The 22,707-nt window shown below is 72.5% G+C and carries 23 protein-coding genes; 5 read left to right on the top strand and 18 right to left on the bottom strand.

Features of this window, described 5'->3' with window-relative positions; all coding sequences use genetic code 11:
• The first annotated feature begins 239 nt into the window (after positions 1-239).
• Positions 240-1,229 carry a ketopantoate reductase family protein gene (locus KSF81_RS00175; protein ID WP_217377214.1) on the top strand — a complete coding sequence of 330 codons (990 nt, stop codon included), beginning with the start codon at positions 240-242 and terminating at the stop codon, positions 1,227-1,229.
• A gap of 60 nt (positions 1,230-1,289) precedes the next feature.
• Positions 1,290-1,676 carry a hypothetical protein gene (locus KSF81_RS00180; RefSeq protein ID WP_217377215.1) on the top strand — a complete coding sequence of 129 codons (387 nt, stop codon included), beginning with the start codon at positions 1,290-1,292 and terminating at the stop codon, positions 1,674-1,676.
• A 145-nt stretch (positions 1,677-1,821) separates the two neighbouring features.
• Here KSF81_RS00180 and KSF81_RS00185 read toward each other — a convergent pair whose 3' ends face one another.
• Both KSF81_RS00185 and KSF81_RS00190 read right to left on the bottom strand, forming a co-directional pair.
• Positions 1,822-2,829, bottom strand: coding sequence for a glycoside hydrolase family 16 protein (locus tag KSF81_RS00185; protein WP_217377216.1), 1,008 nt, complete (start codon positions 2,827-2,829; stop codon positions 1,822-1,824).
• 387 nt (positions 2,830-3,216) lie between these two features.
• On the bottom strand, positions 3,217-4,524 hold the full coding sequence (locus KSF81_RS00190; protein WP_217377217.1) for an NAD(P)/FAD-dependent oxidoreductase: 1,308 nt from the start codon (positions 4,522-4,524) through the stop codon (positions 3,217-3,219).
• A 96-nt stretch (positions 4,525-4,620) separates the two neighbouring features.
• Between KSF81_RS00190 and KSF81_RS00195 the strand changes: the two genes are divergently transcribed.
• Positions 4,621-4,878, top strand: a complete 258-nt coding sequence (locus KSF81_RS00195) for a hypothetical protein (RefSeq protein WP_217377218.1) — start codon at positions 4,621-4,623, stop codon at positions 4,876-4,878.
• A gap of 40 nt (positions 4,879-4,918) precedes the next feature.
• A complete protein-coding gene (locus tag KSF81_RS00200) occupies positions 4,919-5,119 on the top strand; it encodes a hypothetical protein (RefSeq protein WP_217377219.1) in 201 nt (66 codons plus the stop codon).
• 153 nt (positions 5,120-5,272) lie between these two features.
• Here KSF81_RS00200 and KSF81_RS00205 read toward each other — a convergent pair whose 3' ends face one another.
• The 13 genes from KSF81_RS00205 to KSF81_RS00265 all read right to left on the bottom strand — a co-directional run bounded on the left by KSF81_RS00205 (position 5,273) and on the right by KSF81_RS00265 (position 17,766).
• Positions 5,273-6,172: a tripartite tricarboxylate transporter substrate binding protein gene (locus KSF81_RS00205; protein ID WP_309139428.1), complete on the bottom strand. Its 900-nt coding sequence runs from the start codon at positions 6,170-6,172 to the stop codon at positions 5,273-5,275.
• A 280-nt stretch (positions 6,173-6,452) separates the two neighbouring features.
• Positions 6,453-7,172, bottom strand: a complete 720-nt coding sequence (gene fabG, locus KSF81_RS00210) for a 3-oxoacyl-ACP reductase FabG (protein WP_217377220.1) — start codon at positions 7,170-7,172, stop codon at positions 6,453-6,455.
• Entirely contained in the window at positions 7,169-7,603 is a 435-nt protein-coding gene (locus tag KSF81_RS00215; protein WP_217377221.1) for a phosphotransferase, read from the bottom strand. The genes fabG and KSF81_RS00215 overlap by 4 nt, the downstream gene beginning before the upstream one ends.
• A complete protein-coding gene (locus KSF81_RS00220) occupies positions 7,600-8,409 on the bottom strand; it encodes a beta-ketoacyl synthase chain length factor (RefSeq protein ID WP_217377222.1) in 810 nt (269 codons plus the stop codon). Before KSF81_RS00220 ends, KSF81_RS00215 begins: the two co-directional genes overlap by 4 nt.
• Complete coding sequence (locus KSF81_RS00225; RefSeq protein WP_254453286.1) at positions 8,406-9,620, bottom strand: beta-ketoacyl-ACP synthase; 1,215 nt, start codon at positions 9,618-9,620, stop codon at positions 8,406-8,408. The genes KSF81_RS00220 and KSF81_RS00225 overlap by 4 nt, the downstream gene beginning before the upstream one ends.
• Positions 9,620-11,932, bottom strand: a complete 2,313-nt coding sequence (locus tag KSF81_RS00230) for an MMPL family transporter (protein ID WP_217377223.1) — start codon at positions 11,930-11,932, stop codon at positions 9,620-9,622. The genes KSF81_RS00225 and KSF81_RS00230 overlap by 1 nt, the downstream gene beginning before the upstream one ends.
• Positions 11,933-11,958: 26 nt before the next feature.
• A complete protein-coding gene (locus KSF81_RS00235; RefSeq protein ID WP_217381864.1) occupies positions 11,959-12,567 on the bottom strand; it encodes a LolA-related protein in 609 nt (202 codons plus the stop codon).
• Entirely contained in the window at positions 12,473-13,462 is a 990-nt protein-coding gene (locus KSF81_RS00240) for an acyltransferase (protein ID WP_217377224.1), read from the bottom strand. Before KSF81_RS00240 ends, KSF81_RS00235 begins: the two co-directional genes overlap by 95 nt.
• Positions 13,459-13,758, bottom strand: a complete 300-nt coding sequence (locus KSF81_RS00245) for a hypothetical protein (RefSeq protein ID WP_217377225.1) — start codon at positions 13,756-13,758, stop codon at positions 13,459-13,461. Before KSF81_RS00245 ends, KSF81_RS00240 begins: the two co-directional genes overlap by 4 nt.
• Complete coding sequence (locus KSF81_RS00250; RefSeq protein ID WP_217377226.1) at positions 13,758-14,726, bottom strand: AMP-binding protein; 969 nt, start codon at positions 14,724-14,726, stop codon at positions 13,758-13,760. Before KSF81_RS00250 ends, KSF81_RS00245 begins: the two co-directional genes overlap by 1 nt.
• Positions 14,727-15,113: 387 nt before the next feature.
• Entirely contained in the window at positions 15,114-15,395 is a 282-nt protein-coding gene (locus KSF81_RS00255; protein ID WP_254453287.1) for a phosphopantetheine-binding protein, read from the bottom strand.
• A 328-nt stretch (positions 15,396-15,723) separates the two neighbouring features.
• Positions 15,724-16,488 carry a glycosyltransferase family 2 protein gene (locus KSF81_RS00260; RefSeq protein ID WP_217377227.1) on the bottom strand — a complete coding sequence of 255 codons (765 nt, stop codon included), beginning with the start codon at positions 16,486-16,488 and terminating at the stop codon, positions 15,724-15,726.
• On the bottom strand, positions 16,489-17,766 hold the full coding sequence (locus KSF81_RS00265; protein WP_217377228.1) for a hypothetical protein: 1,278 nt from the start codon (positions 17,764-17,766) through the stop codon (positions 16,489-16,491).
• A 208-nt stretch (positions 17,767-17,974) separates the two neighbouring features.
• On the opposite strand from KSF81_RS00265, the gene KSF81_RS00270 reads away from it, so the two are divergent.
• Complete coding sequence (locus KSF81_RS00270) at positions 17,975-18,772, top strand: class I SAM-dependent methyltransferase (RefSeq protein ID WP_217377229.1); 798 nt, start codon at positions 17,975-17,977, stop codon at positions 18,770-18,772.
• Between the two features lie 19 nt (positions 18,773-18,791).
• On the opposite strand, the gene KSF81_RS00275 is transcribed toward KSF81_RS00270, so the two are convergent.
• The 3 genes from KSF81_RS00275 to KSF81_RS00285 all read right to left on the bottom strand — a co-directional run bounded on the left by KSF81_RS00275 (position 18,792) and on the right by KSF81_RS00285 (position 22,665).
• Positions 18,792-19,778: an alpha/beta fold hydrolase gene (locus KSF81_RS00275; protein WP_217377230.1), complete on the bottom strand. Its 987-nt coding sequence runs from the start codon at positions 19,776-19,778 to the stop codon at positions 18,792-18,794.
• A 548-nt stretch (positions 19,779-20,326) separates the two neighbouring features.
• Positions 20,327-20,653 carry a hypothetical protein gene (locus tag KSF81_RS00280; RefSeq protein WP_217377231.1) on the bottom strand — a complete coding sequence of 109 codons (327 nt, stop codon included), beginning with the start codon at positions 20,651-20,653 and terminating at the stop codon, positions 20,327-20,329.
• A 143-nt stretch (positions 20,654-20,796) separates the two neighbouring features.
• Positions 20,797-22,665: an ABC-F family ATP-binding cassette domain-containing protein gene (locus KSF81_RS00285; protein ID WP_217377232.1), complete on the bottom strand. Its 1,869-nt coding sequence runs from the start codon at positions 22,663-22,665 to the stop codon at positions 20,797-20,799.
• Between the last annotated feature and the right edge of the window lie 42 nt (positions 22,666-22,707).

The following is a 22,707-nucleotide window of genomic DNA, read 5'->3' on the forward strand; positions in this document are numbered from 1 at the left end:
GCCAAGCCCAGCCGGGGGGCATGGTCCGCGAAGGCAGGCGGCGGGGCAAGGCGGCTGATTCGCATGCGGCCAGCCTAAGCATCGGTCCCCGGCGCACCAAGCACCGATCGAAACCAAACGGGGTGTGTCCCCTGCCGGTCATCCCACCCGCTTCCGGCCGGACATGCCCTATCCTCCACCCCCAGGAGCTGATCGGCACCGGAGGGCGGCGCGGATCGGCGCGGGACAGGAGGGGCGCGATGCGGATCACGGTGCTGGGCGCCGGGGCGGTGGGCGGCTGGCTCGCCGCCGGGCTGGCGGAGGCGGGGCATCAGGTGGGGCTGCTGGCCCGCGGCGCGAGCCTGGCGGCGCTCCGCGGGCACGGGCTGGTGCTGTTGCAGGGCGAGCGGCGCCGGGCCTTCCGCCTGCCCGCCAGCGATGATCCGGCCGCCCTGGCCGGCGCCGATCTCCTGCTGCTCGGCCTGAAGAGCCACGACCTGCCGGGTGCCCTGCCGCTGATCCTGCGGCTGCTCAGGCCGGAGACGCTGGTCCTGGCGGTGCAGAACGGCATCCCCTGGTGGTTCTTCGAAGGCTTCGGTGGGCCGGCGGAGGGGCTGACGCTGGAGGGCGTCGATCCCGGTGGCACGCTGGCCCGGACGCTGCCGGCCGGGCGGGTGATCGGCGGCGTCGCGCATGTGGCGAGCCGGGTGGAGGCGCCGGGGCAGGTGCGGGTGCTGCAGGCGGACCGGCTGCTGCTCGGCGACCCCTCCGGGACCAGAGGCGAGGTGGTGGCGGCGCTGGCGGCGGAGTTCCGGGCGGGCGGCGTGCCGGCCGAGGTGGTTCAGGATATCCGCGCCGAGATCTGGCTGAAGCTCTGGGGCAATCCCAACATGAACCCGCTGAGCGCCCTGGCCCGCGCCGATGCGGTGGCGCTGCTCGACGACGGGGGCGCGCGCGGCCTGGTGCTGGCGATGATGCGGGAGATGGCGGAGATCGGCGCCCGCATCGGCCTGCCCATCGCCCGGGACCCGGAGGAGCGCATCGCTGTGACCCGCCGCCTCGGCGCCTTCCGCACCTCCATGCTGCAGGACCTCGAGGCGGGGCGGACCATGGAGATCGGCCCGCTGCTGGGCGGGCTGGTGGAACTGGCCGGGCATCTCGGCCTGCCGGCGCCGACGCTCCGCGGCGTGCATGGGCTGCTGCGGCTGCTGGCACGGAGCTCCGGCGCGACGGGCAGCGCGCCCGGCTGAACCCGCCGCCCGCTGCCGCGTCATTGTCGCCATGCGGGCATGCGGGAAGGATGCGCAGGCGTGACGCGCCGGGGCTGGCTGCTCGGCATGGCGGCGTTGCTGGTGGGGCGGGAGGCAGTGGCGGCGGAACGGCCACGCCGGCGGCGGCAGCGGCCCGCGCCTCCCGCCCGGGCCGCGCCCGGCCCGCCGCCCGCGCCGCCGATGATCGATGGCCCGCCGCCGCCCTCCCGGATTCCAGGGCTGGAGCCGGCGCCGGTGCCGAGCACCAATGCCCGCCCGCCCCTGGAGGACCGGTTGCCGCAGCCGCGCCTCTCCCTCGGCGTGCCAACGCCCACGCTGCTTGGCCAGGGGGAAACCTTCCACAGCGGCGATCCCTCGCCGGATACCCGCCAGCCGCAGGGGTTCCGGCTGCCCTCGCCGGGCGCCACCCTGCGGCTGCCCTTCTGATGGCCTGATCGATCGGCGGCGCAGCGGACGCCGCGCCCGATGGCCAAGGCCAGCGGCCCTTGGAATTACTCCAAAGGTCCGCCCGGCGTCGTGGTCGCAGGGCCCGCCGCGGCGCGCGAGCAGGTAGCGCGCCGCGGCGTCCTTCTCAGGCGATGCCGTTCCACTGCGCCATGACGACATTGTCCAGATGTGCCGTGACGATCGGTGGGGTGGAGGCGTCGGGCGTCCCGCCCATCCAGCCGTCCCAACCGCTTCCGACAAAGCCCATCATGCCGAACCCCATCGGCACATCAGGGGAATTGTAATCCCACTGCGCCACCAACTGGCCATCGGTCTCGATCTTCACGAGGTCGGGCAGCCAGGTCAGCGTGTAGTGGTGCCAGTCCGACGGATCTGGCCCGCCCATGATGACATCGGCATCGGCGCTGCTGTTGCCCCAGTGGAGCACATGCATCGCGTCGCCCTTGGGCGTCTCCAGGATGTCGATCTCGGGCGGCCAGGTATCCGTCATCGGCCACATGAGGAACGCCGCCGTGGTGCCCTGCGCGCTCTCGACGCGGGCATCGAAGTCCACCGTGCCGTAGTGGATCCCCACACCTGCCTTGAACGAATTGAACCCGCTGGTGGTCCAGGTCCCGTCCGCCTGGTGCGTCATCGTCACCTGCATCTCGCCGTCGCGCACGTTGACGTCGCCGGGGTTCCAGATATAGGCGCCGTTCGAGGACGGGCCATTCGGGTAGGGCAACGGGAAGGGGTCGCCCCAATGCGAATGGTCATAGCCGTTGCTGAAATCATCGCTCAGCACGACGGTGTAGCCTGGCCGCGCTTCCACAGGTGTGCCCGGGGCCGGAGGCTGCTCCGGTTCCGGCGCGGGATCGGACGGTGTGACAGGTGGGGTTGCGTCACCCATGTACCAGCTTCCGGTGGCCTCGTAATTGGCCAGTACCTGCGCAGCGATCGCATTCCAGTCCACAGGAGCCGGTTCCGGGGCCGGCGGCGGCTGCTCCGCTACGGGCGGGGGCTGCTCCGGTTCCGGCACGGGGTCGGGCTGTGAGACAGGCGGGGTTGCGTCACCCACGTACCAGCTTCCGGTGGCCTCGTAATTGGCCATCACCTGCGCAGCAAGCGCATTCCAATCCACGTCGTCCGCCAAAATCTTCCTCCTCGCAGCAATGCACGCCAGCGCAGAACCAATGTTGCGTCATACAGTTCCGGTGACAGCCGCTGGTAGCGCAGGATGACGCGGCACCGAAGCAGGCTTGCAACACATGGCACAGCACCTGCTCGCGAGTGTTGCGGTGGTCCCACGCCGGAAGATCACGGCCTGGGAATCTCTCGGGAATCAGCCTTCGAGACACGGTATTGCGCCTGGCCACCGTGTCCGCGATCCTTCGTGCCGGTTATGGGGCCGGTCGGCAGGACGCGGCTTGCAGATGGTTGCGGATCGCGACCGTCATCAGCAGGAACTGCGCGGGAAGCGTCTGCCGGACTCACCCCGCCAGATCGGGTCGCCGAATGCTCCGGCGCCCTGGCGGGCGCGTCACTCCGCCGCTGCGGCGCCCAGCGGCGCGGCCGGCATCGCCTCGGGCATGGCCGGGCCGAGGCCCATCCGGTGCAGGGCCGAAAGCACCTGGTACACCGTCTTGAAGGCCAGGACCGGCACGATGGCGCGCAACTCGCCATACAGGTTGCCCGCGAGCATGTTGATGATGCCGTCGCGCATCCAGAGCGTATTGCGCGGCGCCATGAACAGCGACCGCATGACCGGGTCGTTGACGCGGTAGATCAGCCAACTGATCCGCTCCATGGAACGGGCCAGCTCGCGGTTGGTCCTGGCCGCCAGCCTGCGGCCGCGCGCCGGGTCGTCGAGCCAGGCATCGGCCGCCGCGGCGCCGAGTTCGCCGGAGGTCATCGCCATGAGCACCCCGGTCGAGAACATCGGGTCGACGAAGCCATAGGCGTCGCCGATCATGAGGTAGCCGTCGCCATGCCCCTGGCGGGCGCGGTAGCTGTAATTGCCGGTGCTGTAGACCTCGGAGACGATCTCCGCCCCCCGGCTGCGGGCGGCGACCGTGGGGCTGCCGGCGATGCGCGCCAGGAACAGCTCGGCCGCGCTGCCCTTTCGACCCTTCCAGGCCGACTGGTTGCCGACGAAGCCGATGCTCATGATGTCGCCCGGCAGCGGGATCAGCCAGAACCAGCCATCCTCGGCCAGGTGGATGCTGATATAGCCATCGAGCTCGCCGCCGCGCCGCTCGACGCCCCGGAAATGCGCATAGGTGGCGGCGGTGTTGTTGTACTTGTTGGAATCCTTCACCCGCATCCGGCCGGCGAGGAAGGTGTCGCGGCCCGAGGCATCGAGCAGGTAGCGCGGCCTGAGCTCCAGCACCGCGCCCGCGGCATCGCGTGCCAGCACGGTCGGGCGCTCCCCCACCGCGCCGAAGCGGATATCGGTGACGCGGGTATTCTCGAGCATGGTCGCGCCGCGCCGGCGGGCATTGGCGAAGAGTAGCGTGTCGAACTCGGAGCGCTTCACCTGCCAGGCATGGGTGCGCGACCGGTTCAGCGCCTTGGCGAAGGGAAAGGCGGCGCTGCGGCCGGTGCGGTCGGAGACGAATTCCGCGCCGGGCTTGTGGACGCCGATGCCGCGCACCTCCTCCAGCACGCCCAGGCGCTCCAGGATGTCGAGGTTGCGCGGCAGCAGGCTTTCGCCGATGTGGAAGCGGGGATGCGCCGACTTCTCGAGCAGGGTGACGCGGCGCCCCGCCATGGCCAGCATCGCCGCGGCGGTGGAGCCGGCGGGCCCGCCGCCGATGATGGCGACGTCGGGGGAATTGGGATCGGACATGGGCGGAATGCTTCCGTGACCTTGGCCACGCCGTCAAGCGCCACCGGCACTTCTTGGCTGGACGCAACCGGGCCGTGGCCCGATGGTTCTGGAGACATGCTGTATCTCCTGGCCTTCCTCGCGCCACCCGTGGCGATCCTGCTGGCGGGCCGCCCCTTCCAGGCGCTGTTCAACGCGCTGCTCTGGGCGCTGGGGCTGGTGCTGCTGATCCTGCCTTTCGTGCCGGGGCTGCTGACCTGGGGCCTCGCGGTCCTCTGGGCCGTGGTGGTGGTGCGGAACCGGCAGGCAGCGGCGCGCGACCGCCGCCTGGTGGAGGATGCGATCGAGCGTGACCGGGCGCGGCGGAGCGGTTGAGGCAGCGGGGCGAAGCGACGGGGCCCGAAGGGATGCAGGAATGGCCAGGTGGCTATGGACCATCGGTGCCGCGCTGGTGGCGCTCGGGCTCGGCGCACATCTCTTCGGCTGGGACGCGCTGCTCTGGGTTCCGGCCGCCATCATCGGGGCCGTCCGGTCGGACCCGGAAACCTACGGGGTCGTCGCGCTCGGCGTGGCGCTGATGGTGCTGGCGCGGCTGATCGGGCGCCGCGGGGGCTGACCTGCAACGGCGTGCCAAATTGATGGTTCGCCACGCCGCTGCAGGCTGTTGTTTGCAGCGCAGATTCACGCCTCCGGGCGGTTCCGCCCTGCGGCGATCCACTCTGGCAGGCAGCGGGGCCATGCAAGCCGCCCCCTGCCCGCCGGGCCGCCATCATTCCATCGTGGCGCCCGATGCCTCGACCATGCCCTGCCACACCTTCTCCTGCTCGCGCATATAGGCGCCATAGGCCGCGGGCGTCTCGTCCGCGATGGGCGCGAAGCCGATCGGTTCCATGCGCTGCCGGAAGGCATCGGAGCGCACCACCTCGGTGATGGCCCGGTGCAGGATGGCGATGCGGTCGTCCGGCGTGCCGGTCGGCACGTTGATCCCGTACCAGCTCTGGATGTCCATGTTGGACCTCGGCAGCAGTTCCCGCATGCCGGGCACGTCGCGCAGTTCCGGGACATAGGTGACGCGCTCGGCGCTGCCGACCGCCAGCGGGCGGAACCGGCCCTCCCGCACATTCGGCATCGCGGCAGGGATGACGTCGAACATCATGTCGATATTGCCCGCCAGCAGGTCCTGGAAGGCCGGCCCGCCGCCGCGATAGGGGACATGGGTGATGTCCACGCCGGCCGCGCGCTTCAGGGATTCAAGCGTCAGGTGGCTCACCGTGCCGGTGCCGGAGGAGCCCATGGTGATCTTGCCCGGGTCCTTCTTCGCCGCGGCGATCAGCTCCGCGAAGGTTTTCCAGGGCCGGTCCGAATTGACGACCAGCAGCACCGTCCCGGTGGTCACCCGCGTCACCGGCGCCAGGTCGCGCATGGGATCGAACGGCATCGAACGGCGGAACAGGAATTTGTTGGCGCAGAGGATCGAGGCCGAGCCGAGCAGCGTCGTGTAGCCATCCTTCTCGGCCTTGGCCACCACATCGGCGCCGAGGTTGCCGCCGGCGCCGCCGCGGTTGTCCACCAGGATGTTCTGCCCGAGCTGGGGCTGCAGCCGCTCCCCCAGGAAGCGGGCGGTGAGGTCCACGGCCCCGCCCGGCGCATAGGGCACGACGATGCGCACCGGCCGCGTCGGGAAGGCGGGGGGCCTGCGCCCGGGCGGCGGAGAGCGTGGGAAGCGTCAGCGCGCTTGCGCCCAGGAATGCACGACGGCGGATCATCTTGGCCTCTGAAGCAAAGGTATTGCCCGTGGCGCGGGCTGCGCCGGGGGGCCGGCCACGTCACCGGCACGGTCACCCGGGCCGATACACCACCAGGCCCCAACCGTCACGGGCCCGGGCGGTTTCCTGCCGGGCAGGTTTGTTCCGCCCGCCGCTTCGGCCGAAATCCGCCGGGCGCGCCGTTCAGGCCATACCGCCATTGATGGAGATGACCTGGCCGGTGATGTAGCCGGCCTCGGCGGAGGCCAGGAAGCCGACCAGCGCCGCCACCTCCTCCGGCCTTCCGGCGCGCTTCATCGGCACGATCTCGGCGATGCGCTTCGGGTCCAGGGCGGCGTCCACGGCAGGGGAGGCGATGACGCCGGGCGCCACGGCATTCACCGTCACCCCACGGCTCGCCACCTCCCGCGCCAGGGATTTCACCGCGCCGATCAGCCCGGCCTTGGCGGCGCCGTAATTCACCTGGCCGCGGTTGCCGAGCAGCGCGGTGACGGAGGAGACGGCGATGATGCGGCCCCAGCGGGTCGCCAGCATCGGCAGCAGCAGGGGCTGCACCGCCGCGTAGAAACCGCCGAGCGAGACATCCAGCACGCCGCGCCACTGGTCCTCGCTCATGCCGGCCATCGGCACGTCCTGGTGCGTGCCGGCATTGTGCACCACCACCTGCGGCACGCCCGCTTCAGCCAGGTGCAGCATGGCGGCGCGGGTGGCGGCGAGATCCGTGAGGTCGCAGCCCAGCGCCTCGGCGCTGCCGCCGGCGGCCTGCAATTCCGCCGCCAGGGCCTCGGCCCGGGCCAGGCCGGCATGGGCATGCACCACCACATGCAGCCCCTCCGCCGCCAGCCTGCGGCAGATGGCGGCGCCGAGCGGGCTGGCACCGCCGGTGACCAGCGCCCGCTTCATGCCAGGCGTGGCAGGGCGATCGCCGCGCGGCCGGAGAGCAGCATCCGCCCGGCCTCCGAGCCGATCTCGAAGCCGTAGATCAATCCGCCCTCCTCCTGCCGTTCCAGCCGGGCCGCGACGCGCAACGCGCCCAGCGCCGGGTCGTCCAGCCGCTCCGCCAGCAGCGCCACGCCACGCAGGCTGGCGAGATAGCCGGCCGGCTGCGGCACCTCGCCGGCCGCCAGCGCGCCATGCAGCGCCGCCGCCTGCAAGCCGTATTCGATGCCCGCCACCGCCCCCAGCCGGCCCGCGCGCCGCAGCGGATTCGCGGCATCCAGATGGGAGCGGGCGAAGCAGGTGATCCCGGCGGCATCCCAGGCCTCGACCCGGTCCAGCAGCACCATGGCACCGGCATGCGGCACCAGCCCGGCGATCCCGGCGGGGCCGCTCATGGCGCCAGCGTCACCGTCAGGCTGCCATCGCCATAGGGCAGAAAGTGGCTCGCCGCGCCGCCGCGCGCCAGCGCCTCCAGCAGCGGCAGGGCGCGCGCCGCGGCATTGCCGGCGGCCAGCGGGCGCAGCCCCTCGATGCGCGGCACCGGCGGCGCGGCGCCGGCCATGGCCTCGTAGCGCACCGCCAGCCGCGCGAGCGGCCTGCCGATGCCGGGCGGCGCCAGCACCAGGCCGAGGCCGAAGGGCGCGAGCGTCGGCCGCCTGGCATCCAGCGGCGCCGGCAGCGGGTGGTCATAGGCGCAGAGCAGCACCGGCTCCGCATCCGCCACCACCTCGGCCATCGCCTTCAAGAGCCCCGCCGCCCAGGTGTCGTCATGCAGGCCGAGGCAGGTGGCCGGCTCCGCGCTGGCATTGGCGATGGACCAGTAGCCGGCCGCGGCATTGTGCACGGAATTGTGGAACTGCGTCGGCGAGACCGGCCGGCTTTCCGCCGGGATGGTTGCCAGCGCATCGAGGATGCCGCCGACCACCACGCCATCCCCGTTGCTGCTGGCGAAGACGCTGCGCAGGCTGGCCGGCGGCAGGCCGGAGGCGGCGGCGGCCTCCTGCGCCACCACCAGCGCCAGCCGGGCCACCGGGCCGGTGCGGCGCCGCTCGGTCGGCGGCAGCACGGCAGGCGGCGGGGCGGGCGAAGGGCGGGGTTCATAGGGCGCCTCGCCGGCCAGCACCGGCCGGCTGGCGGCCCAGCCCTCCAGCCCCGGCCCCCAGACGGAAACGCCGATGATGTTGGCTTCCAGCACCGTCACGGCGGGCTGCCGAGCACCAGGCTGCAATTGATGCCGCCGAAGCCGAAGGAATTGCTCAGTACGTACCGCAGCGGCCGCTCCAGGTTCGCGGTCGCCACGCGGGATTGGAAGGCGGGGTCCGGCTCGGTCACGTCGAGGCAGCCGGCGACGAAGCCGCGCTCCAGGCATTGCCCGGCCAGCACCGTCTCCAGGATGCCGCAGGCCCCCAGCGTATGGCCGGTATAGGCCTTGGTGGAGCTGCATGGCGTATCCGCGCCGCAGACCGCCATGACCGCCATGTCCTCCATCGCGTCATTGGCGCGGGTGCCGGTGCCGTGCAGATGCACCCAGTCCACCGCATCCGGGGCCAAGCTGGCGCTCGCCAGCGCCTGGCGCATGGCGGCGATGGCGCCCGCCCCCCGCGGATGCGGCGAGGACATGTGGTAGCCGTCGCTGCTGGCCCCGGCCCCGAGCAGCGCCAGGCGCGGCCCGGCGCCGCCATCCCGGCGCGGCGCCTCGGCCCGTTCCAGCAGGGCGAAGCCCGCCGCCTCGCCGATCGAGATGCCGCTGCGCGCCGCGTCGCAGGGGCGGCAGGCGGTGGGCGAGATCAGTTCCAGGGCGGCGAAGCCCTGCAGCGTCATGCGGCAGAGGCTGTCCGCGCCGCCCACCACCGCGGCATCGCAGATCCCGGTCTGGATGAGTTGCGCGGCATCCATGAAGGCCCGGGCGGAGGAGGCGCAGGCGGTGGAGACCACCAGCGAAGGCCCCCGCAGGCCCAGCGCCGCCCGCACATAGCCGGCCAAGGAGGCGAGGTCCTGGGTGCGGCCATAGTCGAAGCCCGCCGGCAGGGTGCCGCTTTCCGGGTCGCGCTGGCGGTAGGCTTCCTCGGCCGCGGTGATGCCGGAGGTGCTGGTGCCGAGGATCAGCGCGATCCGGCCGGCGCCATAGGCCTCCCGCGCCTCGGCCACCGCCTCGGCGAAGCCGTCGGCGGCCAGCGCCATCGCCGCCAAGCGGTTGTTGCGGCAATCATAAGCGGCGAGTTCAGGCGGCAGGGTGACATCCTCGACCCCCGCCACGCGGCCGATCCAGCCGCCCACCGCGGGTTCGAAATCATTGGGCCGCAGCCCGCCCCGGCGGGCGGCGAGCGCCTCTCCCTGCGCCGCGGCGCCCTGGCCGAGCGCGCTGACGGCGGTGCTGGCCGAGAGCACCAGCGGCCGCATGCGGCTGGCCATCAGCGGCGCTGCCCCGCGCCCCGCGGCGCGGGCCGCTCACCGGCAAAGAGGAAGCCGAAGCCCATCGCGAGCACCGCGCCGATCGCCACGGTCCAGCCGATATCGCGCAGCAGCGGGGTCTGGCATGCCGCCAGCAGGCCGAAGGTCAGCAGGGTCATGGCGTTGCAGGTCACCAGCGTACGCAAGGTGCGGGCCCTTTCCTCCGCATCCAGCAGGGGGCGCGAGAAGAAGAGTCCGTAGTCGAGGCCGATGCCGGCCACAAGCTGCAAGGCGACAAGGTGCAGCAGGGAAAGCCGCGCGCCGGCAAGGGTCAGCACTGCCACCGCCACCAGCAGGGCCGCAACGACCGAGCCCAACACCCGCACCACCCGCCCGGCATCCCGCAGCCCCGCCGCCAGCACCGCCAGCACCAGCAACCCGGTCCAGCCGAGCCAATGCCAGGCCTGGGCGGTATAGCGGGCGAGGATGCCGCCCAGCTCCTGGCGCATGTCGACATAGACCACGCCCTCCCGGCCATCGAGCGCCGCCCGGATCGCGGCCGCGTCGTGCACCCCCCGCAGGGCGACCGGCCCGTGCCAGCGGCCCTCGCGCTGGAACAGCAGGGGTTCCAGCCGGGCGCCGAGCGGCGTGCCGGCCAGGTTCTCCGGCCGGAGCGGCGGCAGGTCCCGGCTGGCGGCGACAGCTTGCAGGAAGGGCGCGAAGGCATCCGGGCGGAAGGGCAGCCCGGCGCCGGCCGCCGCCAGGCGCCGGGCCAGTTCCCCGGGCGCCGGCAGGGCGGCGCGGCGGGCTTCCTGGGTGGCGATGCTCGGCAGCAGCCGGGCCGCCAGCTCCGCCCCCGCCAGGGCGCCCGCCGCCCGCAGGCGCTCCAGCACGGGCCACAATTCCTCCTGCCGCCGCAGCACGGCCTCCGCATCCGCCCCCTGGATGACCAGCAACTGAGTCACCTCCGGCGCGCCGAGCTGGGCCCGCAGCTCGGCATCCAGCGCCCGCGAGGCGGCCGGCACCGGGCTCAGGCTTTGCAGGTCGCCCTCCCAGTCCGGGCCGCCCCGCGCAGCGAGATACAGCGCGGCGGCCAGCACCGGCAGCAGCCCCAGCAGGCGCCAGCGCCTGAGCCCCTCCACCGGCGCCAGCCAGGCCGGGTTGCCGGCGGAGACCGGTGCCAGTTCCGCCGCCACCACCAGCCGCGGCAGCAGCCACCAGGTGGCCAGCGCCGCCGCCGCCAACCCCGCCGCGGAGAAGACCCCAAGCTGCGAAAGGCCGGGAAAGCCGGAGAAGACCATGGCCGCCAGCCCGAGCGTCGCGGTGATGACCGCCAGGACGAAGGCCGGGCCGATCCGCGCCCTTGTCGCCATGGCCGGCTCGCCGGCCTTGCGGTGGCCGATCATCAGCACGGGATAGTCCAGCGAGACGCCCAGCATGGTGATGCCGAAGCCGAGCGCCACGCCATGCAGCGCGCCATAGCCCAGTTGCACCACCAGCGCCGCGGCGGCGATGCTCAGCACCACCGGCACGGCGATGGCCGCGAGCACCAGGGCCGAGCGGAATCGCCACCAGAGCAGCAGCGCCACCAGCCCGGTGGAGAGCAGGGCGATCCGCTCCACATCGCCCCGGATGGCCCGCGCCGCATCGCGGGCGAAGACTGCCGGCCCCGCCACCAGCAGCCGGGCCGGGCCGGGCGAGGCCGCCAAGAAAGCCGCCTGGATCGCCGCCGTCGCCGCCTCCTGCGCCGGGATATCCATGCCGCCGGCCCGGCTGCGCGCCAGCAGCAGGGCGCGGTCCTGCCCGGCGGCGAACCAGGCGCCCTCCACCACCCGCACGCTGCTGGAGCCGGCCCAGCCGCGCAGCATGGCGAGGAAGGCGCCCGGCGGATCGGCCAGGCCGAATTGCACCGCCAGCGGCGCCATGGAGGAACCGAGTTGCCGCAGCAGAGCCTCCAGGTCCGCGCGCAGGGCAGGCTCGGTGAAGGCCTCCGCGGTGCTGGCCGGGGAGAGCAGGTAGCGCCGGGCAAACAGCGCCGCACCCTCGGCTTCCGGCAGCGCGGCCTCGCCGCCGATGACCAGGGAGAATAAGCCGGTGGCGGGCAGGGCCTCGGCCATGGCGCGGCTGATCCGTGCCAGATCGGCGGGGGGCGCGCCCTCGATGCCCACCAGGATCAGGCCGGTGGCGGCGCCGGCGCGGGCCTCCCGCAGCACCAGCCGGGCGGCCTCGGTCTCGCCCCGGGGCAGGAACTCGGCCATGTCGGTGCGCACCCGCACCGCCAGCAGCAGCACCGCCGCCAGCAGCAGCGCCGCCGCCGCCAGCGCCGCCAGCACCGGCCAGGCACGCCTGGTTGCCGGGGTCAGGGCAGCGGCCTGGTCAGCATGTGGTGCACGTCGCCATTGGCCTGCAGCAGCAGTGTCTCCCGCACATTGGTGCCGCTGCCGGCCAGGCGCACTGCGCGCAGGAAGCGGGCGGCGCGCGGCTCCAGCGGCTGCAGCTCCAGCACCCAGGCATCCGGCGTGCCGGTGGCCCGCACCGCGAAGGAGCGGCGGAGCGCGGCGAGGTCGCCGGAGAGCGGCGCGCGCACCGCATCCACCAGCACCCGCAATTCCGGCGCCCGCGCCAGGTCGAGGATCTGGGTCGGCTCGTTGCCGAGGGTCAGTTCCACCCGGTCGCCCTCCACCACCAGGCTTTCCGGCTGCGGCGTCTCCGTCAGCTTCTCCAGATGCGCGGGGCGGCGGTAGCGGAGCGTGCCGGTCATGACCAGCGGGAAGTTGAGCGCGGCGAGCCGCCGCTCCTCCCGGAAACTCTCGTGGCGTTCGGGCACCGCGGCCATGCGGGCCATCAGCGCCTCCAGGTCGAGCGGGGCATCCTCAACCGGCGCGGGCTGGGCCCGGGCGGTCCAGGGCGCCGCCAGGCAGGACAGGAGAAGCGACAGGACCGGACGGCGCCGCATCGGGTCCGGCATGCTGGCCGTGCTCCCAGAAAGGAAAGAAATTGAACCAGTTGAAGGGATGCGCCCGGCAGGCCGCCTCCAGCGCGGCGGCATAGCGGCCGACCCAGCCGCGCAGATCCTCGGCCCGGCTCGCCCGGCGCAGCGCCAGGCGCTCGGCGAATGGCTCGAAGCGCACGGTGTAGCGGCGCGGCCCGGTGCGGAGGCCCTGGAACAGCACCACCGGCGCGGCCATGCTGGCGGCCAGGATGAAGGGGCCGGCCGGGAAACCCGCCGGGCTGCCGAGGAAGGGCACCGCCACCGTCTTCTCGCCACGGGGCGAACGATCCGCCAGCAGGCCGACGATCTCGCCGCGCTCCACCGCCTCCCGCGCCCGCAGCATGCTGCCCGGCTCGCCGATCTCGATGACGCTCTCGCGGAGCCCGGGCGAGAGCCGGTCCAGCAGCGCGGTCAGCGCACCGGCATTGCGGCGATACATCATCGCCCGCACCGGCACCGGCGAATGGCGGGCGACGCTGCGCAGCACCTCGAAGCTGCCGAGATGCGCGCCCAGCAGGACGCAGCCCTGGCCGCGCGCCAGCACCGCCAGGACATGCTCCAGCCCCTCGATGCGGATATCGAAGCCGTCCAGCCGGCCGGCGAGCAGGAAGACCCGGTCCAGCACCGCGCAGGCGAAGCCGTGGAAATGCCGCGCCACCTCCGCCAGCCGCGCCGGCCGCCCCAGCACCCGGCCGAGATAGTCGCGGGAGGCGGCGCGCGCGGCGCCGGCGGTGGCCAGGTACCAGGCGGTCAGCGGCAGCAGGACCAGCGCGCCGAGCGGGGCGCCCAGCCGCAGCACCAGCCACAACAGGGCGCGGAGCGGCAGGGCGCTGCCGCCTTCCACCTGCTTCGTCCAGGCCGCCGTGGTCATGGCGGGGAACCCAGCTCCAGCCTGCCGCGCAGCACCTCGCGTCCCGCCACCGCGCCGGTGAAGCCGATGCCGCCCGCCACCGGGCCGGCCGCGACCTCCACCACTTGTCCCGGCAGGACCGGCACGAGGAACCGCACCTGCGGCAGCCCGATAACCACCCGCCCCGGATGCGCCGCCAGGACCAGCGCGAGGATCTCCTCCAGCAGCACGACACCCGGCACCACCGAGTTTCCCGGGAAATGGCCGGGGAGGCAGGGATGCTCCATCGCGATGCTGAATTGCCCGGCCGGCCGCATCAGGCCGCTCCGCTGGCGCAGGCGTCCGACTGCGCCAGCAGGTCCAATAGCCGCTGCCGCGGCAGCTTGCCCAATTCGTTGCGGGGCAAGGCGGGGACACGGATGATGCGGCGCGGCAGGAACAAAGGGTCCATCCTGCCGCGCAACTCCTGCAGGATGCTGTCGGCACTCCGCTGCGGCGCCACCACCACCGCCAGCAGCCGCGCCGTCGCCGAGGGGTTCAGGGCCTCCGGCAGGACGAAGGCGCCATCCTCCACCCCGTCCAGCCCCAGCAGGATGCGGTTCAGCCCGGCGAGCGAGGCGCGGTGGCCGCCGAGCTTGACGATATCCGTCCGCCGGCCGAGCAGCCGGAACCGGTCCGGGCCAAGCGCCTCCACCTGGTCGTCCAGCGGCACCGCGGGCGCATGCGGCGCGGTGATGCCGACGCCCTCCGCCACCGGCGCCAGCGCGACACCGGGATAGGTGGCCCAGGCATCGCCCTCCAGGGTGCGGCGGCTGGCGATGGAGCCCACCTCGGTGGCGCCGAAGATCTCCAGCACCGGGGCCTGCCAGCGCGCCTCGGCCTCGGCGGCCAGCGCGGCATCGAGCGGCGCGGTGGCCGAGATGACGGCGCGCAGCCGCGGCAGGCCGGGCCCCGCCCGCAGCAGCGTGCTCATCTGCAATGGCGTGGTCACCAGCAGGCGCGGCTCGGGCACCGCGGCCAGGGCGGCGCGCATATCCTCCGGGAAGAAGGTCGGGCCGCACCAGCCGGCGGCGGCGGCATGCAGCGGCAGCAGCACCGTGGTCTCGAAACCATACATGTGCTGCGGCGGCACGGTGCCGATGACGGTGGCCGGCGCGGCTTCCGCCAGGCCGAACCGCAGGCCGGCGGCGCGGCTGCGCTCGGCCAGGGCGCCCCAGGTCTTTTCGTGGCCGACCGGTACCCCCCGTGCTGCCGGAGGTGAAGACGATGGCCGCCAGCCGCCCAACGGGGATCACCGGATTGCCCGCGGCCGGGCCAGTGCCGGCTTCCCCCGGCCGCACCAGATGCAGCGGCAGCCCTGGCGGCAATTCCTGCGCCGGATCGTCGACGGCTGCGACGCAGCCGGGGAAGCCCGCGGTGAGCCCCGCCAGCGCGGCGGCGGAGCGTTCGCCGGTCAGCAGGCAGACCTGTTCCCGCAGCAGCGCCGCGAGGAAGGCGATGGCGAAGGCGTAGCGGTCCCGGCACAGGTTCAGCAGGTAGCGCCCCGGCGGCAGGCTGGCCGCCAGGGCTTCCGCGTCACGCAGCAGGTCGTCGGCGGAGATGGCCAGGCCGTCGCGCCGGAAGAGCGTGGCCCCCGGTGGGCGTTCGACGAGCGGGTAGCCGGATTGCCGGGTCAAGGCGGCGTGGCGGCAGCGCGGGACGCCTCGATATGCGCGGACAGGCTGCGTAGGGAGGCGAAGATGCGGCGATTCTGCTGGTCATCGGACCGCAACTCGATGCCATGGGCGCGGGAAATCGCCAAGGCGAGTTCCAGCGCATCGATCGAGTCCAGGCCGAGGCCATCGCCGAACAAGGCGGCCTCCGGCTCGATCTCCGTGGGCGCGATCTCAAGCTGCAGCGCGGCGACGATGAGTTCCGCGAGCTTGCGCTCTGCGTCCGTCTGTTCACCGGGCATCTGCTCACCAGGCGTCTGCTGATTGGTCATCTGCTGACCGGCGCTGCCGGATGGTGCCGGCGAGGAAGTATGCGGGTCGGCCACAGGTCTCTCCATGCTGCACATTACAGGGGCAGGAGAATGCCTGTAAAGCATCCGGCCCGCTGCGGCGAACCGCCCCGGGCCGCGAGTAACGCAACCGTGGCAAGGGTTTGGCGCCGGGTGCCCGCCCGGCTGCCGCTGGTTGTCCGCATTGCCGCCCGGTGGCACGCCACGCGTAATTTCCCCTCGGCCAGGGCGCCGGAGCGGCGCCACGGCCGGCGGCGGGTGCCCGCCCTTCAGGCAGGACTCACCCTGGCCGGCCGGCCAAGCGGCGTCGCAGCAGCCGCGGCAACCGTGGCAGGAAGCCCAGCACCAGGCGCAGATGCATGAAGGCCAGCAGGAGGTTGTCCCTGACATAGTGGAAATGCGAGACGCCGCCCTCGGCCCGGCTGAGGTAGCGCACCGGGACCGGCAGCTTCATCGGCTGCACCCCGCGCCAGCACAACCGCACCGCCGCTTCCGCATCGAAATCGAAGCGCCGCATCCAGCGATGGCGGGTCATTTCCTCCAGCAGGGGGCGCACCGGATAGACGCGGAAGCCGAACAGCGAATCGCCGATGCCCGCCCAGAGCGTCTCCAGATCCGCCCACCAATTGGACAGCCGCCGGCCCAGCACCCGCTCCAGCGGCGCATCGGCGCCGAAGACCGGCTGCCCCAGCACCATGGCCTCGGGCGCGGCGGCGGAGGCCGCCATGAATTCACCGATGCGGTCGGCCGGGTGCTGGCCGTCCGAATCCATCACCAGAGCATGGGTGAAGCCCAGCCGGTCCGCCTCCCGCAAGGCATGCAGGACCGCGGCGCCCTTGCCGGCATTGCGCGGCAGCCGGAAGACCCGCAGGCCCGGGTCGCCCGCCTCGATCGGCGCCAGCGCCGCGTCCCAGCCGTCCGTGCTGCCGTCCACCACCACCCAGACCGGCGCCCAGGCCGCACGCGCCTCCCGCACCGTGCGCAGCAGCAGCGCGCCGGCATTGTAGGTGGGGATCAGCACGAGATGCGTGCGCGATGGCCGCATTCAGCGGCGCCCGGCGGCGTCGAGGCCGGCCAGCCGCGCCTCGACCGCCGCCGCGCCTTGCTCCAGCAACGCATAGAGATGCCGGTAGGTCTCGCCGAAGCCCGCCGGGTCGTCCCGCGCGGGGCGCCGGGCCAGCCACCAGGCGAGCGGCCTGCGCTCCACCAATGCCTCGCGATAGCGCCCCGCCACCCAGGCCAGGTTGCCGCGGAGGTCGTGCCGGCGCGGGTCGTCCTGGATCTCGTCGAACCAGCCCTGATAGGGGCCGAAGGTCGGGTCGTCGTAGAAGATCAGCTTCAGTTCGGTGTCATAGACCTCGTTCGGCCGCTGCGGCGGCCGCGATTCCATCAGCGCGCCGGGCCGCAGCGGCAATTGGCCGAATTGCAGCAGCGCCCGCCGCGCCGCCGGATCGGCATGCAGCGCCGCCGGGTCCAGCAGGGAGGCGTCGCCGGTGCGCCGCATCAGGTTGACGAATTCGTTGCGCGGCACCGGGAAGTCGAACATCGCCAGCAGGAAGGGCCGGCCGGTCGGCCATTCCGCCCAGACGCCGGCCGCGGCGAGCGCGTTGTGCGCCAGGTGGATGCAGTTGTCCTGGAACAGGCTCCAGCGGAATTCCTCGCGTCCCTCACGGTAGGGCGCGTTCTGTTCGTTCAGGAAGCCGACCATCACCGCCAGTTGCGCCCGGTTGACCGGCACGCGGGCGCAGAACCGGCCGCGGCCGAGGCTGATGGCATAGTCGGTGGCGACCGAGACCTCGTATTTCCACGTCTCCCGCGCCATGCCTTCGGGCATGTCGTCGAAGACCTCCTTGTGGAAGGCGATGCCGTCATAGATGCCGAGGCGCCTGGCCTCGGCCTGGACAGCGGCATAGCCGGCCCGGGTGAGCGGTTCCCCGGCCGCCATGTTGCCGTGGAAGAAGAAGTCGCGGCCGGGCGTTGCGATCCATTTCGCATTGCGGAAATGCGCGTTCATGCTGAGCCCGACGCCATCGGCCGGCTCCGCCGCGGGCTCGTCGCAGAGCCGGAGGGTGGTCTGGCCCTGCTCCGCCGCGCGGCAGGCACCATGCAGGTAGAAGACGGCATGGCCGCCGATCTCGCCGCGGATCTCCGCGCCGAAGCCGCGCTTCTGCTTGATCTGCGACAGGGCGCAGAATTCGGCGAAATACGGAATGAGATCGGTATAGGCTGCCTGGGCGATGCCGCCGGGCCGGTCGAAGCCGACCGTGCTGCAGGCCGTCAGCCACAGGCCGAGCAATGGCGTGAGGTGACGGGCAAGGCGCATCGCAGGTTCCCTTCTGGCCCGGCGGGGGATACCAGCCACCGGGGGGCGCAATCTACAGGAGGGGTTGCATGCCGCCCAGGGAGGCGGGGGGCGCCCGGCCTTCGCTGATGCGGCGATGCCGCGTTGTCTCGCATCGCCTTCCTGAATAGTTTGGCCCGAATTCGCGCGGCAGGCCGGGGCGAGGCAGGGGGACAATACGGCGGTGGCAATGGCGCATGGCGCGGAGAGCACGAGGATTCGCCAGGACGGGACCGCGGATGGCGCCGGACCGTCCGCACCGCACCCGCCCCTGCTGGACTACCACCCGGCCGCGCAGGACCGGGACGGCTTCGTCCGCGACCTCTTCAACCAGACCGCCGCCTCCTACGACAGGATCAACCGCGCCTTCTCGCTGGGATCGGGGGCCTGGTACCGCAGGCGCGCGTTGCAGCGGGCCGGGCTGCGGCCGGGCGCAAAGCTGCTGGATGTCGCGGTCGGCACCGGGCTGGTGGCGCGCGAGGCGGTCCGCATCACCGGCAGGCCCGGCGACGTCATCGGGCTGGACCTGAGCGAGGGCATGCTGGCCGAGGCCAGGCGCAGCCTCGCCATCCCGCTCATCCAGGCGCGGGCCGAGGCGCTGCCGCTCGGCGATGCGAGCCTCGACTTCGTGAGCATGGGCTACGCGCTGCGCCACGTGGCCGACCTCGCCATCGCCTTCGCGGAATACCACCGCGTGCTGCGGCCCGGCGGGAACCTGCTGCTGCTGGAGATCGGGCGCCCCGACAGCAGGCTCGCTTATGCCGCGGTCCGGTCCTATCTCGGCCGGGTCGTTCCCGCCCTGAGCCGCCTGGCCGGGGCCGGCACCCGCGCCGAGACGCTGATGCGATACTACTGGGATACCATCGATGCCTGCGTCCCGCCGGCGGTGATCCAGCGGAGCCTGGCGCAGGCGGGCTTCGTGCAGGTCGCCTGCGAGACCCAGTTGGGCATCTTCCGCGCCTATAGCGCGCGGCGCCCGCCGGGGTAGCCGGGCCGGATATCGCCGCTCATTCGACCGATGCGCGCAGCCAATCCCTGGCCGCGGCATCCGCGTGCGAGGGCAGCGGCGCGTCAGGGCGCTCCAGCCAGGCGGCGATATCCGCGGCCACCAGGGCGCGCTCCTGGTCACGGAGCAGCAGGTGATGGCCATGCGGATAGAAGGCGAGGCGGTGCGGCCCCGCCGCCGGCAGCGCCCGCAGGAACTGCCGCATCGGACGCTCCGGCACGATCAGGTCCTGCCCGCCATAGAGGACCAGCGCATTCGCGTTGAAGTAGGGCGCGGCGGCCTCGGCATCATCCATGAGGTTCACCAAGCCGTAGACGACATCGACGCGGAACTCCTTCACCGTCAATGGGTCGCGCGACCAGCGCTGCATCACCTCCTCGTTGTCGGTCGGGGCGTAGCCGGGCGCCGACCCGCGGAAGCCGACCGCCGGAATCGCGCGGGCCGCCACTTCGAGGGCAGCCCTGGAAAACCGGCTCATGCTGGCACGGCCCCTGACCCCGGGCGCCAGCAGCACATAGCCATCGACCATCGGCGGGTCCGCGGAGGTGGCGGCCACCATCAGGACGGCAGCCCCCATGCTTTCCCCCATGAGGTAGACGGGCACACCGGGATGGCGCGCCCGCAACAGCCGCGTGACCGCCGCCGCATCACCCGCCAGGGTGGCGCCGCCGGGCCAGATCCCGCGATGGGGCGCAGCGCCGAACCCCCGCTGGTCATAGGCATAGACCCCGATTCCACGGGCGGTGAACAGCGGCGCCGGCAGGTCGAAGGCGTTGATGGAATAATCCCCGAAGCCGTGCAGGCCGAGCAGGATCGCCCGCGGCCTGCCCTGGGGCAGCCAGGCCTGGTAGGGCAGCCTGGCGCCATCCGACATGATGAAGGCGTCGCGCCCGATGGCCGGCGCGGCGGCGGGCAACCCGGAACCGATGGTGACGGGCGTGCACCCGGCCAGGCCAAGCACGCCGAGGCAAAGCAGGGCGAGGACCAACCCGGCTTTTTTCATTGGGGTTCGCTGCCCTGGCACAGGTCCGACCTGGAAAGGACCGGGTTCCTGGCGGGATGTCCTCCCGGGGACTCGCATCCTCCTGGCAGCTCCGGCAATGCCCTCAAATACCCGACGTCGGAACCGGTCAATGCAGCAAGTATTCGGGCAGGAACGGGAAACGGCTTGGTTTTGTCAGGCATGGCGGAGAGCCCTTGGCGACAGGCGCGCTCAGCCGAAAGGGGGAGGATTGCCGGGGTCCCTGGCATTCGGCAGCGGCCGCGCGCCATGAATTATTCGGACCCGCAATCAGCCCGCCCGCCAAGTCCATGCAACATGGTCCCAAGCCTCGGTATCACGCGAGCGACAACATTGCCTCAGCAGCCAAATCGGTGTCGAGAGCCAAGTGGCATCGTCTATGCAACATACGCGCCAACGGGAGCATGTGACCGGCTTCAAGCAGCCGGCCTGGACGCCGGAGCATCCAGGCCGGCCCATGATCCGATCCGGTGTCCCGACCGGAAACGCGCATTTCCGATCGGGACGGGGTTGCACTAGCCACGGAAGGCGTCGTCCGACGCGCGGGCCAGGCCGGTCGCCGGCAGGCTGGGCTGGTAGACCACCTCGGTATTCTCGCCGCCGCCGACCACCTGGCCGATGCGGCCAGGCAGGGCGTTCACCTGGCCATAGGTGAAGCTGCGGTTCTCGCCGCCGCCATGCAGCAGCACGGTGCCGCCGCCGACCACCACGCCCTCGGGGGCGCCGCTGTACTCGACCTCGGCATTGGTGCCGCCGCCGACCAGGCGCGGGCCCTCCGCTGCCACGGCGGCGCCGGCCGCACCGAAAGCGATCATCGAAGCGAAGAGGATGTTGCGAAGCATGGGATGTTCTTTCGTGTCCTGGGTGGGCGATGCGCCCTTCCCTTGCCACGCAAGATGCTCCCCGCCCGACCCGCCGCCCAATGCGTGGTGTGGATGCCGCCGATCCGCCGGATGGATGGGTTGGCCGCTGCGGGCGTGCCGATCTAGGCCGCCGCCTCCAACTGCTCCTGCAATTCAAGCCACTCGGTCTCCAGCGATTCCATGATCTTCGTCACGGCGGCGCGGCGGGCGGTGGCGCGGGCGATCAGGTCGGCATTCTTGTTGGCATAGAGGCGGGGATCGAGCAGCGCGGCGTCGATCGTCGTGGCCTCCGCCTGGAGCTTCGCAAGCTGCGCCTCCAACTGCTTCGCCCGGTCACGCAGCGGCGCCAGCGCGGTGCGGGAGACCGCCCGGCCGCGCCGCTCCTCCCGCCGCCTCGGCGCCGCCTCGGCGCGGTTGCCGCCGCGGGTGCGGTCGGCCAGCAGGGCGCGGTAGTCGTCGAGGTCGCCATCGAAGGGGCGCACCCTCCCCTCCCCCACCACCCAGAGCCGGTCCGCGACCAGCTCCACCAGATGCGGGTCGTGCGAGATCAGCACCACCGCGCCGCCATATTCGGCCAGCGCCTTCACCAGGGCTTCCCGCGCATCGATGTCGAGGTGGTTGGTGGGCTCATCCAGGATGAGCAGTTGCGGCGCCTCGCGCGTGCAGAGCGCCAGCAGCAGCCGCGCCTTCTCGCCGCCCGAACAGGCGGAGATCAAGGTCGTCGCGCGATCCACGTCCAGGCCGAAGCGCGCGAGCTGGGCGCGGCACTGCTGCACCGTGGCGCGGGGCAGCGCCGCCTGCATGTGGGAGAGCGGCGTGCCGGCGGGGTCCAGCTCATCCGTCTGGTGCTGCGCGAAATAGCCGACCTTCAGCTTCGGCGCGCGGTGCATCCCGCCGGAGAGCAGCGGCAGCCGCCCGGCGAAGAGCTTCGCCAGCGTGGACTTGCCATTGCCATTGGCGCCGAGCAGCGCGATGCGGTCGTCCTGGTCCAGCCGGAGGTCGAGGTCGCGCAGCACCGCGCGCCCGTCATAGCCGGCGCTGGCCTGCGAGAGGGAGAGCACCGGCGGCGCCAGGGCGGCGGGTTCGGGGAAGGCGAAGCGGGTGACGCTGTCCTCCACCACCGCCTCGATCGCCGGCATGCGCTCCAGCGCCTTCACGCGCGACTGCGCCTGGCGGGCCTTGCTGGCCTTGGCGCGGAACCGGTCCACGAAGGACTGGATGCGGGCGCGCTCGGCCCCCAGCCGCTCGTTCTGCGCCACCTGCTGCGCCTGGCGCTCGGCCCGCACGCGCACGAAATTCTCGAAGCCGCCGGGATAGAGGGTGAGCTTGCCGCGATCGAGATGCACGATGGCATCGACGCAGCGCTCCAGCAATTCGCGGTCGTGGCTCACCACGATGGCGGCGCCGGAGAAGCGCGAGAGCCAGCCCTCCAGCCAGATCGTGGCTTCGAGGTCGAGGTGGTTGGTCGGCTCGTCCAGCAGCAGCAATTCGGGTTCCAGGAACAGCACCCGGGCCAGCGCCACGCGCATCCGCCAGCCGCCGGAGAATTCCGCTGTGGGCCGCTCCTGCGCCTGCGCGTCGAAGCCGAGCCCGGCCAGCACGGTGGCGGCGCGGGCCGGCGCGCTGTCGGCCTGGATGGCGATCAGCCGCTCATGGATCTCGGCGACGCGGTGCGGCGGCGGGTGGGATTCCGCCTCGGCCAGCAGGGCGGCGCGTTCGGTATCGGCGGCGAGCACCGTCTCCAGCAGGCTTTCGGGGCCGCCCGGCGCCTCCTGCGCCACATGGCCCATGCGGGCGCGGGCGGCCAGGCGGATCTCGCCGCCATCCGGGTGCAGATCGCCGGTGATGGCGCGCAGCAGGGTGGACTTGCCGGCGCCGTTGCGCCCGACCAGCCCGATCTTGCGGCCGGGGTCCACCATCAGGTCGGCGCCCTCCATCAGGGCGCGGCCGGCTATGCGTAGGGTGAGGTCGCGGATCGCCAGAACGGTCATGGTGGCCCTATAAGGCAGAAAAGGCTGCGCGACTCGCAAGCC

The organism is Siccirubricoccus sp. G192 (assembly GCF_019084075.1).
In the GTDB taxonomy this organism is placed as follows: domain Bacteria; phylum Pseudomonadota; class Alphaproteobacteria; order Acetobacterales; family Acetobacteraceae; genus G192.